We start from the raw sequence: 14,455 nt of genomic DNA, 5'->3' as shown, positions 1-14,455 counted from the left end.
TCAATGGTAAAGGTATGGACGCTGCATTGTTAGCCAGATATTCTGCCTGGTATGTTCAAATTTCCTGAATGAGAACGAGATGGCTAAAGAGAGAGCATTGACGCTTGAGGCGCTTCGCGTCATGGACGCGATTGACAGGCGCGGCAGTTTTGCCGCGGCGGCAGATGAACTGGGGCGCGTTCCGTCTGCGCTGAGCTACACCATGCAAAAGCTGGAAGAGGAGCTGGATGTTGTGCTCTTCGATCGCTCCGGTCATCGAACAAAATTCACCAACGTTGGGCGGATGCTGCTGGAGCGCGGCCGCGTATTGCTGGAAGCGGCGGATAAGCTGACGACCGATGCCGAAGCGCTGGCCCGCGGCTGGGAAACCCATCTGACGTTAGTGACCGAAGCGCTGGTGCCCACCGAAGCGCTGTTTCCGCTGGTGGACAGACTGGCCGCGAAAGCCAATACCCAGCTGTCGATCATCACCGAGGTGCTGGCCGGGGCATGGGAGCGTCTTGAGACGGGCAGGGCGGATATCGTGATTGCGCCAGACATGCATTTCCGCTCATCGTCAGAAATCAATTCGCGCAAGCTCTACAGCGTGATGAACGTCTACGTCGCCGCGCCGGATCACCCTATCCATCAGGAGCCGGAGCCGCTCTCTGAGGTCACGCGCGTGAAATACCGCGGCGTGGCGGTCGCGGATACCGCCCGAGAGCGCCCGGTGTTAACGGTACAGTTGCTGGATAAACAGCCGCGACTGACGGTAACGTCGCTGGAAGATAAGCGACAGGCGCTCCTGGCGGGGCTGGGCGTGGCGACTATGCCGTACCCGTTTGTCGAAAAGGACATTGCAGAAGGGCGGTTGCGCGTCGTCAGCCCGGAATACACCAGCGAAGTGGATATTATTATGGCGTGGCGTCGCGATAGCATGGGCGAAGCCAAATCGTGGTGTTTGCGTGAAATTCCCAAGCTCTTTGCCCACCACAACAAATAAGCGTAGGCCCGGTAAGCGTAAGCGCCACCGGGCAGAATTTACGCGCTTGCCTTAGGATCCGGACCAAAGCGGTTTTCGCCCGGCGTTCCGCTCTGACAGTTGAAAATCAAAATCACGATCCAGCCGATAAGCGGGATCAACAGCAACAGCAGCCACCACGCCGAACGATCGGTGTCGTGGAGACGACGAAACAGTACGGCCCATGAAGGCAGCAGAACTAACACACCATAAATGGTGGTGAGAATGCCTTCACCCCCCTCGCGTTCCCAGCCGAGGATCTTGTCCACAATGCCCAGCACCATAATCAAGACGAAGTTCACCAGAACGAACATCCAGTACTCTTTACGGCGGGCACGGCCACCAAAACCAAAATAGTTGCGCAGTACCTTTAAATACCAGTCCATTTTTCCTTGCCTCATAATCAGTCAATCACTTGTTTTCTAAGCGATCGAGGTAAGGATAGATGTATGCTGTGAATTAAAAAAGGGAATCAATTGATTCCCTAAATAATTATCCGAAACGCACGTCGCGCCCGTGCGGTTCATCCAGGTCCTGCCACGGGCCAATGGAGATAATGCCCGTTGGGTTGATGGTCTTATGACTGCGGAAATAATGGGTGCGAATATGGTCAAAATTGACCGTCTCCGCAATCCCCGGCATCTGATAGATGTCGCGCAGGAAACCGTGCAGGTTCAGATAATCGCTGATGCGATGCTTGTCGCACTTGAAGTGGGTGACATACACCGGATCGAAGCGGATCAGCGTCGTCCACAGGCGGATGTCTGCTTCAGTGAGGCGATCGCCCGTTAAATAACGATGCTGGCCGAGGATCTGCTCCAGGCGCTCCAGGGATCCAAACACGTTGCCGACCGCTTCGTCGTACGCTTCCTGACTGGTGGCAAAGCCCGCTTTATAGACGCCGTTGTTGACGTTGTCGTAGATCCAGCCGTTCAGCTCGTCAATTTTCTCGCGCAGCTCAACCGGGTAGTAATCCCCGGCGCGGGCGCCGTGCGCGTCAAACGCGGTATTGAACATGCGAATGATTTCAGCGGATTCATTGCTGACGATCGTCTGGTTTTTCTTGTCCCACAGCACCGGCACCGTTACGCGTCCGGTGTAGTGCGGATCGGCGCGCAGATAGAGCTGATACAGGAAATCGTGATGATAAAGCTCATCACCCGTCGCGGCAGGGAAGTCACTGTCGAACGTCCAGCCGTTTTCCAGCATCAGCGGGTTGACCACCGAAACCGGAATTAACGATTCGAGGCCTTTAAGCTTGCGTACAATCAGCGTGCGGTGCGCCCACGGACAGGCGAGAGAAACGTACAGATGATAACGATCTTTCTCCGCCGTAAAGCCCCCTTCGCCACTCGGGCCGGGTGCGCCGTCGGCGGTCAGCCAGTTACGGAAGGCCGAAACAGAGCGCTTAAAGCGTCCACCGGTGGATTTGGTGTCATACCAGACATCCTGCCAGACGCCGTCTACGAGTTGTCCCATTTTTTTCTCCTCCGTCAGATAGCAAAAGCGAGGAGATGTCTCCTCGCTTTGAATGTAATCAGTATAGCCTGCTTACCACTTCTTATTCAGAAGACGGTCGATGCTGTAGGCGCCCGGGCCCGTGATAGCCAGCAGCAGGAAGCCACCCGCGATGGTCAGGTTTTTCATGAACATCAGGGAGTTCACGCCTTCCGCAAAGTTGCTGTGGAAGATGAACGCGGTCAGCAGGGTAAAGCCTGCGGTGAACAGCGCCGTGGTGCGGGTCAGGAAACCGAACAGCACTGCCAGGCCGCCGCCGAACTCAAGCAGAATGGTCAGTGGCAGCAGGAACCCCGGCACGCCCATCGCTTCCATATACTGCTGAGTGCCCGCATAGCCGGTAATTTTGCCCCAGCCTGCGGTGATGAACAGAATTGGCATCAGAATACGCGCTACCAGTACACCAACATCTTCTAATTTTTTCATTTTACTCTCCAGGGAACCACATCAGCGGCTAAACGTTATTTGCGTGCAAATTCGGGTAGATACCGCGTCTTTGCTGTCGATGGAGAGGAGTGTAAACGGGGCGGATGGCAATTGTTAGCAAGGAAAACTGTTAATCTTCTTCAAAGATATTGAGTAAGGGAGCGTGCGGGCTGGTGCCCTCACCCCATCCCTCTCCCACAGGGAGAGGGGGCAAAAACAAAAAACGGTAACCAGGGTTACCGTTTTGCTTTTTTCACCGCAACTGCTGCTGTCGCAGCGTGGTTTTCACCAGACGCCAGGCGCTCCAGGCGCCAAAGCCGCGACGTGCCCAGCGGATCAGCATGTTAGGATGCCGAACCGACCAGATCGCCATCACGCTGCTGCCGACCAGCGCCCATGAACGCAGGCTCAGGACCGTGTTCCAGCCGCGGTCAAACCGATGCGTGGCTTCAACCCAGTCGCGACGGCTGGCAGACAGATCCAGTCGCTGCTGCTGGATTTGGCTCAACAGATACGCTTTCCGCTTTTGACGTTCGGCTTTGTCGCTCACGACTTATCATCCTCCAGCAGGGCGCGGTCGTTGGCCAGCTCCTGGCGCGTATGACGCAGGAAGGTCGACGTGCGCGCTTTATGCAGGGTCCAGATACCGCCTATCAGCGCCGCCACCAGCAGAACCACGGTAGTCGCAATCATCGCGTTCAGACGATACTGTGGATCGATAGCCCAGATGATTAACACCATCAGGCTCATCAGACCAAACGCGGCAAAGAGCATCGTAAGCCCAAGCATGAGCAGCATCTGGAAGAGGTTGGCTTTCTCCTCTTCCAGCTCCACTACCGCAAGCCGGACGCGCGTTTCGGCAATCCCGACCAGCGTCGTAAGAATACGCTGGCCAATGCCGAGGACGTTTTTAGCAGGCCCTTGTGCGTGACGTGGATCTTCCATAATCAACGACGCGTCAGCAGGACACCCAGCACCACACCCACTGCGGCGCCAATACCCACACCCGTCCAGGGATTATCACGTACATATTCGTCTGCGCGCGCAGCCGCTTCGCGGGTCTGTTTCGCCAGCGCATCACCGGTTTCACCCAGACGGTAACGGCTCTCTTTCAGTGCCTGCTCCGCTTTGCTGCGCAGTTTGCTGACTTCTTCTTTCGATTTATCGGCAGAAGAGTTCAGCACCTCTTCCAGGGTGTCCGCCAGGGATTTCAGTTCAGCGCGCAGATTTTCTGAAGTTGTATCTTTTGACATGATTCTCTCCTGTTGAGATTTCCGTTAACTCAATAATCGCGAGCTTCCAGCGCTTTCAGTTCGTCCTGCGCCTCTTGCAACTTCCTCTCGCGCTTGGCAATTTTTTCCGCATCACCTTTCTCTTTCGCTTCTTGCAGGTCTTGACGGCGCTCGGCTATCTCGTCCTTCTGTTCAGCGATTTTTTCCTGATGATCGGCACGCAGCTTGCTGTCCGTACAGTTGTCTTTCACTTCGCGCAACGCTTTTTTCAGTCCGTCGATCCGGTGCTGATTGTTATGCTTTTCGGCATAACTGATTTCGCGTTGGATATCCTGTTCTTTCTCCTGACAAAGAGACATAGCGAAGGAAGCTGTGCTTAAAGAAAAAAGGGCCAGAGCCAGGGTGATGCGGTATTTCATTATAGAAACCTTCCATTGTGTTACGGCGTAAGCCGTGTTCCAGAACTAAGCGGAGAACATCTGAGGGGTGCTCCGCGTACTTAAGCATAGTAAGTAAACGGGAGTTTCACCAAAGTAGGTGAAAATATTCGGAATATTAGTCGTTAACCAAATCGATGCGACGTGTCGCGTAACCGTGACATCCAGGAGGCGACGTGGCTGTCATCATCCTGTTGCGCAATGATGTAACCCTGCGGCAGCGTGCGGTCCAGCACGGCTTTCGCCGCGGCGCTTTGCGCACTGGAGTCAAATTTTATCAGCAGCACATCGTCTTGCGGCGTGATGCTCTTAAAGCGAATCCCGTTTGCGTCGAGATGATGCCAGATGGAAAAACCATCCGGCACGCTGGTTCCCTGGCTCACAGGACGGATAGCCAGCGTCGACTCCTGATGCTGTAGCGCAGACCACAGCAGGATAAGAGCGCTGAACATCATCAGCGCGACGATGGCGTAAGAGAAGCGGCGCAGCGCGAGCGGGGAGATAACCATCGTTAACCCCTGGCCCCGTATTTCTTCTTCCACAGTACGACCAGGGACCCGACCAGGCCAAACACCAGCAGAACGACGGGCAGCAGCATCAGGCAAGACATCAGTTGGTCTTCGTATTTCATAAAGACCGGCGTTTTACCCAGCGCGTAGCCGAGCGTGGTCAGGATCAGCACCCACAGCAAGCCGCTCATCCAGTTAAAGAACTGGAAGCGCGTGCTGCTCAGGCCGGACAGGCCCGCAATGGTGGGCAGTAGGGTGCGTACGAATGCGATAAAGCGGCCAATCAGCAAGGCGGAAAGCCCATGCTTATGGAAAAGGTGGTGCGCTCGCTGGTGGTAATGGGCCGGAAGGTGCGAAAGCCAGTTCTGAACGATTCGCGTGTTACCCAGCCATCGCCCCTGAATGTAACTCACCCAGCAGCCCAGGCTGGCGGCAATGGTTAAAAGCAGGACCGTTTGCGGGAAAGCCATCGCCCCTTTTGCACAAAGCACCCCGACCAGCACCAGCAGGCTGTCGCCCGGTAAAAAGGCAGCAGGCAGCAGACCGTTCTCAAGGAACAGGATCATAAATAATACAAAGTAGAGCATGCCAATCATGGACGGGTTGGCCAGCGTTTCGAAATCCTGAGCCCAGAGGGCGTTCAGTAGTTGGGTCAAAAGTTCCATTCAGTGTTCCTGGAAATCGGTTAACGTCACGCCTGTAATTCGGGAAATACAGCACGGCGACATTGTTATGATTTCATTATGGTCGCTCGCGGACACATTGATGTGTGGCCAACACTGTTCCCTGTTAATTGGCTGGTTAGCAAGCACTAACTTACAAAATAACGAAGTGAATCCAATTGTAACAAAGCCCGACGTTCTGCGTCACAGAATTTGAGGGGAAACATGATTTTGGCGTAAGCCACGGAGGGGAGCGAGAAATTTTACAAAGGCTGACACTATAGAGGTTTTCTTACCCTGTCTGGCCGGAAGGCGCGGCGGTGCGCCTGCCAGCAGTTCGGGGCGTTATTTTGCGAGATTGGTCGCGGTATCGAGGTGAACGACCGGATTATCGGCAAAAAGATAGCGGTCAGCGTTAAATTCAAAGTCATCACTTGTTTCATTAAACAGCATCTGTTTGGTGTTCTCCAGATGCTGCCACATTGCCAGTTTCGCCGCATGCGGATCTTTACGAATCAGGGCTTTAAGAATCTGGTCGTGATCGTCACACCAGTTATCTACCGTGCGGGAATCAATGTGATCGTGCAGTTTCTTCCAGTACGGGTTGTGAACGCGCTGAGTCCACATTTTTTCAACGATTGCCGCCAGCGCCGTGTTCTGAGTCGCAAGGGCGACCTGGACGTGGAATTGCAGGTCCCATTCAGAATCGCGGAAACATTTTTCTTTACGCGCGTGATCCTGGATTTCCATCAGCTTCATGATGTCCTGCTTGGTCACCTGCGTCGCAGCAAATTCCGCAATGTTGCTTTCAATCAGCTGGCGAGCCTGGAGAAGCTCAAACGGACCGTAGCTGGCAAATTCCAGACTTTCGTCCGGGGTGGGGGAGTGTTTCGCCTGGCTGGAAATCACATGAATGCCGGAACCTTTGCGTACCTCAACATACCCTTCCACTTCCAGCATGATGATGGCTTCGCGGACCACCGTGCGGCTGACGCTTTTTTCATCCGCAATGAAACGCTCAGCGGGAAGTTTATCACCGACAAGATAGACCCCTTGCTCGATGCGATCTTTCAGCTCGGCGGCAAGTTGTTGATATAAACGACGTGATTCGGTGATTTCCATATGCGCTCCAGGCAGGGTACGGCGAATGATTTGTTATACCACTTTTGCGTGCCAGTCTCCAGATTTCGCCATCAAAAAAGCCGCCCGGAGGCGGCTTTTGCGTCGTTCTTGCCGGGTGGCGCTACGCTTACCCGACCTACTATTTTATTGGATTTTGTAGGCCGGGTAAGGCGGAGCCGCCACCCGGCACAACAACGCTAACTCTGCGTCGCCGGTCCCCCGAGGGACTCTTTCGCAAGTTCATCTGCGGATTTGCTTTTCAGCACCGTCCAGATAACCACCGCACCCAACAGGTCGAAGACAGCCAGTACCGCGAACAGTGGGCTGAAACCAATCGTATCCGCCAGCGCGCCGACCACCAGTGCAAACAGGGTACTTGCGGTCCAGGCGGCCATCCCGGTCAGGCCGTTGGCGGTGGCGACTTCGTTACGACCAAACACGTCGGACGAGAGCGTAATCAGCGCACCGGACAGAGACTGGTGAGCAAAGCCCCCGATACACAGCAGGGCGATAGCCACGTAAGGGCTGGTGAACAGGCCGATCATACCCGGGCCGATCATCAGCAGGGCGCCCATGGTGACCACCATCTTACGGGACACAATCAGGTTCACGCCAAACCAGCGCTGGAACAGCGGTGGCAGGTAGCCGCCGACGATACAGCCCAGGTCTGCAAACAGCATTGGCATCCAGGCGAACATCGCGATCTCTTTCAGGTTAAAGCCGTAAACTTTAAACATGAACAGTGGGATCCAGGCGTTAAACGTACCCCAGGCCGGTTCTGCCAGGAAGCGTGGCAGGGCGATACCCCAGAACTGACGGGTGCCCAGGATCTGCCAGACGGACATCTTTTTGCCGTTGTCGGTCTGATGCTGGGATTCCTGACCATTAATAATGTAGTCACGTTCTTCGTCAGACAGCTTTTTCTGGTCGCGCGGGTGTTTATAGAAAATCAGCCACGCCATGGCCCAGGCAAAGCTCAGCACACCGGAGATGATGAACGCCATCTGCCAGCTGTGCATCACAATCGCCCACACCACCAGTGGCGGAGCAATCATCGCCCCGATGGAGGAGCCCACGTTGAAGTAACCGACAGCGATAGAACGCTCTTTTGCCGGGAACCATTCAGAGCTGGCTTTCAGACCCGCGGGGATCATCGCCGCTTCGGCAGCACCTACCGCACCACGCGCCAGCGCCAGTCCGCCCCAGCTGCCGGCCAGCGCGGTCGCCCCACAGAAGACGGCCCAGGCTACAGCAAAGAAGGCATAACCAATTTTTGTACCCAGAATATCAAGAACATAACCTGCAACAGGCTGCATTACGGTGTAAGCGGCAGAGTAAGCCGCAATGATGTAAGAGTATTGCTGCGTGGAGATATGTAACTCTTCCATCAACGTTGGCGCCGCTGCTGCCACGGTGTTACGTGTCAGGTAGCCCAGCACGGTGCCGAGCGTCACCAGTGCGATCATGTACCAACGTAACCCTTTAATTTTACGCATGTAAAACCTCATCGTTATGTTATTTCCGTGTCGGGACACGGCAACAACTCAACCGTTGCCGGGAGCTGTTCTGTAACGGGAGGGGCGTAACCGGGAACCTGTCCCGGAACGGCCCGAACCTTGCCATAAGTAATCGTGCTAAGTCGGCTTCCGTACCGTTAAATCCGATGTATCAAACACCGGTAATGCATTCCGTCGGCTTATAGTTTGCGACGGCGAAAAGATAACTTGTCATACAACTTTAAAAGGTGAGTGACATCACAAAAGTGTGAATCTTTGTAGGGACATTATGCGGCACGCGCAAAGCCAGAACTGACGCGGCCTGGGAGAGGGTTTACCCCTTTGAGGGTAATTTATTTGTCGACGTTTATTGATCTAACTCACGAAAAAAACGTCGGACTCTGGAAATTGGTGTGATAACTTTGCAGCATCTGAACATAAGCTTTCTGACGCTCCCGTAATGAGGAAGACGATAATGACACCGTTTATGACCGACGATTTTCTGTTAGATACCGAATTTGCTCGCCGCCTGTACCACGACTACGCAAAAGACCAGCCGATTTTCGACTACCACTGCCATTTACCGCCGCAGCAGGTTGCCGAAAATTACCGTTTCAAAAACCTGTATGATATCTGGCTGAAGGGTGACCACTATAAGTGGCGCGCAATGCGCACCAACGGCGTGGCCGAGCGCCTGTGTACCGGCGACGCGACCGATCGCGAGAAGTTTGACGCCTGGGCCGCTACTGTTCCCCACACCATCGGTAACCCGTTATACCACTGGACTCACCTTGAACTGCGTCGTCCGTTTGGTATCACCGGCAAGCTGCTCTCTCCCGCCACGGCGGATGAAATCTGGGATCAGTGCAACGACCTGCTGGCGCAGGATAGCTTCTCGGCGCGCGGCATCATGAAGCAGATGAACGTGAAGATGGTGGGCACCACCGACGATCCGGTCGACACTCTGGAGCACCACGCGGTTGTCGCGAAGGACAGCACGTTTGACATCAAAGTGCTGCCAAGCTGGCGCCCGGATAAAGCCTTCAACATCGAGCTGCCGACCTTTAACGACTATATGGCGAAGCTGGCGGAAGTGTCTGACACCGATATCCGTCGCTTTGGCGATCTGCAAACCGCGCTGACCAAACGTCTGGATCACTTTGCCGCACACGGCTGTAAAGTGTCTGACCACGCGCTGGACGTAGTGCTGTTCGCGGAATCCAGCGAAGCTGAGCTGGACAGCATTCTGGCGCGTCGTCTCTCCGGCGAAGCCCTGAGTGAGCACGAAGTGGCGCAGTTTAAAACGGCGGTACTGGTATTCCTCGGTGCGGAATATGCCCGCCGCGGCTGGGTTCAGCAGTATCACATCGGCGCGCTGCGTAATAACAACCAGCGTCAGTTCAAACTGCTGGGCGCGGACGTGGGCTTTGACTCCATCAACGACCGTCCGATGGCGGAAGAGCTGTCAAAACTGCTGAGCAAACAGAACGAGCAAAACCTGCTGCCAAAAACCATCCTTTACTGCCTGAACCCACGCGATAACGAAGTGCTGGGCACCATGATCGGCAACTTCCAGGGCGAAGGGATGCCGGGCAAGATGCAGTTCGGTTCCGGCTGGTGGTTTAACGATCAGAAAGACGGCATGGAGCGTCAGATGACGCAGCTGGCGCAGCTCGGCCTGTTGAGCCGCTTCGTTGGCATGCTGACCGACAGCCGCAGTTTCCTCTCCTATACCCGCCATGAATATTTCCGCCGCATTCTGTGCCAGATGATTGGCCGCTGGGTGCACGCGGGCGAAGCGCCAGCGGATATCCAGCTGCTGGGCGAAATGGTGAGAAACATCTGCTTTAACAATGCGCGTGACTACTTCGCCATTGAACTGAACTAAGGCCGTTTGAGGTTGATATGCAATACATCAAAATCCATTCGCTGGATAACGTTGCCGTCGCGCTGGCCGATTTAGCCGAAGGGACGGAAGTGACCTTCGACAACCAGTCGGTGACGTTACGCCAGGCCATTGGACGTGGACATAAGTTTGCCCTGATCCCCATCGCGAAAGGGGAGAACGTGGTGAAGTACGGTTTGCCCATCGGTCATGCGCTGGCGGATATTGCGCCGGGTGAATACATTCATTCCCACAATACCCGCACCAATCTCAGCGATCTGGACGAGTACAGCTATCAACCTGACTTCCAGGCAGAAGAAGGACAGGCGGCCGATCGTGAGGTGCAGATCTACCGCCGCGCCAGCGGCGAGGTGGGGATCCGCAATGAACTGTGGATCCTCCCGACCGTCGGCTGCGTGAACGGGATCGCGCGTCAAATTCAGACGCGTTTCCTGAAAGAGACTAACAATGCTGAAGGCACCGACGGCGTGCATCTGTTCAGCCACACCTACGGTTGTTCCCAGCTGGGCGACGACCACATCAATACCCGCACCATGCTGCAAAATATGGTGCGCCACCCGAACGCGGGGGCGGTGCTGGTGATTGGCCTCGGCTGTGAAAACAATCAGGTTGACGCCTTCCGCGATACGCTGGGCGAGTTCGATCCTGAGCGCGTGCACTTTATGGTGTGTCAGCACCAGGACGACGAAGTGGAAGCGGGCGTTGAACAACTGCACCAGCTGTACGAGGTGATGCGTCACGACAAGCGCGAGCCGGGCAAGCTGAGCGAACTGAAGTTTGGCCTGGAGTGCGGCGGGTCTGACGGGCTTTCCGGCATTACCGCTAACCCGATGCTGGGCCGCTTCTCGGATTATGTGATTGCCAACGGCGGCACCACGGTGCTGACCGAAGTGCCGGAGATGTTCGGCGCAGAGCGCATTCTGATGAGCCACTGTCGCGACGAAGAGACGTTTGAGAAGACCGTCACCATGGTGAACGACTTCAAACAGTACTTCATTGCCCACAATCAGCCGATTTACGAGAACCCGTCGCCGGGGAACAAGGCGGGCGGAATCACCACGCTGGAGGAGAAATCCCTCGGCTGCACCCAGAAAGCGGGCGCGAGCCAGGTGGTTGACGTTCTGCGCTACGGCGAGCGCCTGAAAACGCACGGTCTGAACCTGCTGAGCGCGCCCGGTAACGATGCGGTCGCCACCAGCGCGCTGGCGGGAGCCGGCTGCCATATGGTGCTGTTCAGTACCGGACGCGGTACGCCGTACGGCGGATTTGTGCCAACGGTGAAAATCGCCACTAACAGCGAACTGGCGGCGAAGAAAAAGCACTGGATCGACTTTGACGCGGGCCAGCTGATCCACGGCAAAGCGATGCCGCAGCTGCTGAGCGAATTCGTGGACACGATTGTGGAATTTGCCAGCGGCAGGCAGACCTGCAACGAGAAGAACGACTTCCGCGAGCTGGCGATCTTTAAGAGTGGTGTGACGCTATAAGTCGGGTGCGGACTGGTGCCCTCACCCCGGCCCTCTCCCACAGGGAGAGGGTGCAAACACTAAAAACGGCAACACATGTTGCCGTTTTGCATTTACCTTGTAGGCCCGGTAAGGCGTAGCCGCCACCGGGCTTTTCTTTTTAACTGCGCAGGGCGTTCTTCGCTAAACGCGCATCTTCCGCCTGACAGGCTGCGGCGGTAAACAGCACGTCGGTAGAGGAGTTCAGCGCAGTCTCGCAGGAATCCTGCAATACGCCGATAATGAAGCCGACCGCGACAACCTGCATGGCAATCTCGTTCGGGATACCGAACATGTTACAGGCCAGCGGGATCAGCAGCAGCGATCCGCCCGCCACGCCGGATGCGCCACAGGCACACAGTGATGCAACGACGCTCAGCAGCAGCGCGGTTGGCAGATCCACCGGAATACCCAGCGTATGCACTGCCGCCAGGGTCAGCACGGTGATGGTGATCGCCGCACCCGCCATGTTCACGGTCGCACCCAGCGGGATCGACACGGAATAGGTATCGCGATCCAGGTTCAGCTTCTCCGCCAGCGCCATGTTGACCGGAATGTTTGCCGCCGAGCTGCGGGTAAAGAAGGCATACACGCCGCTCTCGCGCAGGCAAGTCAGCACCAGCGGATACGGGTTGCGGCGGATCTGCCAGAACACCAGCAGCGGGTTGATCACCAGCGCCACCAGCAGCATACAGCCGACCAGGACGACCAGCAGCTGCGCGTAGCCCCACAGTGCGTCGAAACCGGTAGTGGCCAGCGTCGAAGAAACCAGACCAAAGATACCGACTGGTGCAAAGCGAATCACCAGCTTCACCATGAAGGTCACGGCATTGGACAAATCGTTGACCAGGTTTTTCGTGGTCTCGTTGCCATGACGCAGCGCGAAGCCCAGACCAATCGCCCAGACCAGGATGCCAATGTAGTTTCCGCTCATCAGTGCGGTGATGGGGTTAGAGACCATGCTCATCAGCAGGCCGCGAAGGACTTCCACAATCCCGGACGGCGGGGTGATATCACCGGCCGCGCTGGTCAGGTGCAGCGTAGACGGGAACAGGAAGCTAAACACAACGGCCGTTAAGGCAGCAGAGAAGGTTCCCAGCAGATACAGGAACAGAATAGGGCGAATGTTGGTTTTTTGTCCGTGCTGGTGGTTGGCAATCGACGCCATCACCAGCATCAGCACCAGTACCGGGGCGACGGCCTTCAGGGCGCCCACAAACAGCGTCCCGAGCAGTCCCGTGGCCTCCGCGGCAGGTTTCGACACCATGGCCAGCAGAATACCCAGTACCAACCCGATCAGAATTTGTTTTACAAGACTGCCCTGCGCCAGGCGCGCGAACAGACCGCGTGATTGTGTGCTCATACGTTATTCCTGAGTGAAATTGCGTTCCATCCTGGATGTGCTCTAAGTCACATTTATTTCCGGATGTAAGTAAATGTTTGCCTGGTCGAGTATAGGGAATACGTGAAAGGAGGGAAGCGTAAAATGCTGGATTTTACGTGTTGCGTCATGTTTTTTAACTATTGGTTAACGAAAGCGCCGGGTAGCGCTACGCTTACCCGGCCTGCATTGCATTTCCCCCTCTCCCTGTGGGAGAGGGTTGGGGTGAGGGCATCAGCCCGCACCGAACGTTGCACTAAACCTGCTGCTTCTTATCGTGCTGGCGGTTAACCCAGGTATTGATAATCAGCGTCACCAGCAGAATGCCAAACACCACGCCGAGCGAAATGGCGATCGGGATATGGTAGAAATCGACGATCAGCATCTTGATACCGATAAACACCAGAATCACCGACAGGCCGTACTTCAGCATTGAGAAGCGCTCTGCCGCGCCCGCCAGCAGGAAGTACATCGCACGCAGGCCGAGGATGGCGAACAGGTTCGAGGTCAGAACGATGAACGGGTCGGTGGTAACTGCGAAGATAGCCGGGATACTGTCCACCGCGAAAATCACGTCGCTCAGCTCGACCAGAATCAGCACCAGCAGCAGCGGGGTGGCGAACAGCAGGCCGTTCTTACGCACGAAGAAATGCTCGCTCTCGATCTTGTCCGTCATGCGCAGATGACCCCGGAACCACTTCACCAGCGGCTTATCACCGATACCGGTATCGTCTTCTTTCGCCAGCGCCATTTTGACCCCGGTGAACAGCAGGAATGCACCAAATACATACAACAGCCATTCGAACTGGGTAATCAGCCAGCTACCGGCGAAGATCATGATGGTACGCAGGACAATAGCGCCCAGAACGCCGTACACCAGCACGCGGCGTTGCAGAGCCGCAGGCACGGCGAAGTAACTGAACAGCATCAGCCAGACGAAGACGTTATCAACCGCCAGTGCTTTTTCAATCAGATAGCCGGTGAGGAAGGCGAGTGCCTGAGGATCGGCCACCGCGCGGCCTTCGGTTGAGGCCAGATACCACCAGAAGGCGGCGCAGAAAAGAAGTGAGAGGGTAACCCATACCAGCGACCAGACGGCGGCTTGCTTGACGCTCATGCCGTGTTCGCCGCGACGACCCTGCAAAAAGAGGTCGATCGCCAGCATGATGAGCACGACAACCGCGAATCCGCCCCACAGCATTGGAGTGCCGACAGAATGCATACTATTTTCCTTACACATAAAAAACAAAAACGGCTATGG

General features: G+C 55.7%; 16 protein-coding genes. 3 read left to right on the top strand and 13 right to left on the bottom strand.

Features of this window, described 5'->3' with window-relative positions; all coding sequences use genetic code 11:
- Positions 1–79 precede the first annotated feature (79 nt).
- Positions 80–982: a DNA-binding transcriptional regulator YhaJ gene (gene yhaJ, locus BFV63_RS19140; RefSeq protein WP_003862655.1), complete on the top strand. Its 903-nt coding sequence runs from the start codon at positions 80–82 to the stop codon at positions 980–982.
- 38 nt (positions 983–1,020) lie between these two features.
- Here the strand turns inward: yhaJ and BFV63_RS19135 are convergent, their stop codons facing one another.
- From BFV63_RS19135 to BFV63_RS19085, 11 genes are all read right to left on the bottom strand, one after another.
- Positions 1,021–1,386: a DUF805 domain-containing protein gene (locus BFV63_RS19135; protein ID WP_000384149.1), complete on the bottom strand. Its 366-nt coding sequence runs from the start codon at positions 1,384–1,386 to the stop codon at positions 1,021–1,023.
- A 106-nt stretch (positions 1,387–1,492) separates the two neighbouring features.
- Positions 1,493–2,479, bottom strand: a complete 987-nt coding sequence (locus BFV63_RS19130; protein WP_048241763.1) for a glutathione S-transferase family protein — start codon at positions 2,477–2,479, stop codon at positions 1,493–1,495.
- 72 nt (positions 2,480–2,551) lie between these two features.
- Positions 2,552–2,944, bottom strand: a complete 393-nt coding sequence (locus tag BFV63_RS19125) for a DoxX family protein (protein WP_003862651.1) — start codon at positions 2,942–2,944, stop codon at positions 2,552–2,554.
- 253 nt (positions 2,945–3,197) lie between these two features.
- On the bottom strand, positions 3,198–3,494 hold the full coding sequence (locus BFV63_RS19120) for a YqjK-like family protein (RefSeq protein ID WP_003862649.1): 297 nt from the start codon (positions 3,492–3,494) through the stop codon (positions 3,198–3,200).
- Positions 3,491–3,889: a phage holin family protein gene (locus BFV63_RS19115; protein WP_003862647.1), complete on the bottom strand. Its 399-nt coding sequence runs from the start codon at positions 3,887–3,889 to the stop codon at positions 3,491–3,493. The genes BFV63_RS19120 and BFV63_RS19115 overlap by 4 nt, the downstream gene beginning before the upstream one ends.
- A 2-nt stretch (positions 3,890–3,891) precedes the next feature.
- On the bottom strand, positions 3,892–4,197 hold the full coding sequence (locus tag BFV63_RS19110) for an ElaB/YgaM/YqjD family protein (protein ID WP_003862645.1): 306 nt from the start codon (positions 4,195–4,197) through the stop codon (positions 3,892–3,894).
- Between the two features lie 29 nt (positions 4,198–4,226).
- Entirely contained in the window at positions 4,227–4,595 is a 369-nt protein-coding gene (locus tag BFV63_RS19105) for a DUF1090 domain-containing protein (RefSeq protein ID WP_003862642.1), read from the bottom strand.
- Positions 4,596–4,738: 143 nt separating this feature from the next.
- Positions 4,739–5,122, bottom strand: a complete 384-nt coding sequence (gene mzrA, locus BFV63_RS19100) for an EnvZ/OmpR regulon moderator MzrA (RefSeq protein WP_003862640.1) — start codon at positions 5,120–5,122, stop codon at positions 4,739–4,741.
- 2 nt (positions 5,123–5,124) lie between these two features.
- Positions 5,125–5,787 (bottom strand): DedA family general envelope maintenance protein YqjA, encoded by a 663-nt coding sequence (gene yqjA, locus BFV63_RS19095; protein WP_003862638.1) that lies wholly within the window; start codon positions 5,785–5,787, stop codon positions 5,125–5,127.
- 342 nt (positions 5,788–6,129) lie between these two features.
- Positions 6,130–6,906 (bottom strand): transcriptional regulator ExuR, encoded by a 777-nt coding sequence (exuR, locus tag BFV63_RS19090; RefSeq protein ID WP_003862635.1) that lies wholly within the window; start codon positions 6,904–6,906, stop codon positions 6,130–6,132.
- Positions 6,907–7,103: 197 nt separating this feature from the next.
- Positions 7,104–8,402, bottom strand: coding sequence for an MFS transporter (locus BFV63_RS19085; protein ID WP_003862634.1), 1,299 nt, complete (start codon positions 8,400–8,402; stop codon positions 7,104–7,106).
- 475 nt (positions 8,403–8,877) lie between these two features.
- Here BFV63_RS19085 and uxaC point away from each other — a divergent pair, with 475 nt between their 5' ends.
- Both uxaC and BFV63_RS19075 read left to right on the top strand, forming a co-directional pair.
- The gene (gene uxaC / locus BFV63_RS19080; RefSeq protein WP_003862632.1) at positions 8,878–10,290 is read left to right on the top strand and encodes a glucuronate isomerase; all 1,413 of its coding nucleotides are present in this window, start codon (positions 8,878–8,880) and stop codon (positions 10,288–10,290) included.
- A gap of 17 nt (positions 10,291–10,307) precedes the next feature.
- Positions 10,308–11,795 carry a UxaA family hydrolase gene (locus BFV63_RS19075; RefSeq protein ID WP_015571940.1) on the top strand — a complete coding sequence of 496 codons (1,488 nt, stop codon included), beginning with the start codon at positions 10,308–10,310 and terminating at the stop codon, positions 11,793–11,795.
- 139 nt (positions 11,796–11,934) lie between these two features.
- Here BFV63_RS19075 and sstT read toward each other — a convergent pair whose 3' ends face one another.
- Together sstT and BFV63_RS19065 are read right to left on the bottom strand one after the other, a co-directional pair.
- On the bottom strand, positions 11,935–13,176 hold the full coding sequence (sstT, locus tag BFV63_RS19070; RefSeq protein ID WP_045345572.1) for a serine/threonine transporter SstT: 1,242 nt from the start codon (positions 13,174–13,176) through the stop codon (positions 11,935–11,937).
- A gap of 274 nt (positions 13,177–13,450) precedes the next feature.
- The gene (locus BFV63_RS19065; protein ID WP_003862625.1) at positions 13,451–14,416 is read right to left on the bottom strand and encodes a TerC family protein; all 966 of its coding nucleotides are present in this window, start codon (positions 14,414–14,416) and stop codon (positions 13,451–13,453) included.
- Between the last annotated feature and the right edge of the window lie 39 nt (positions 14,417–14,455).

This window comes from Enterobacter hormaechei subsp. xiangfangensis (assembly GCF_001729785.1).
In the GTDB taxonomy this organism is placed as follows: domain Bacteria; phylum Pseudomonadota; class Gammaproteobacteria; order Enterobacterales; family Enterobacteriaceae; genus Enterobacter; species Enterobacter hormaechei_C.
The sequence above is the reverse complement of the archived record's forward strand: the minus strand, read 5'-3'. Positions and strand labels throughout refer to the sequence as shown.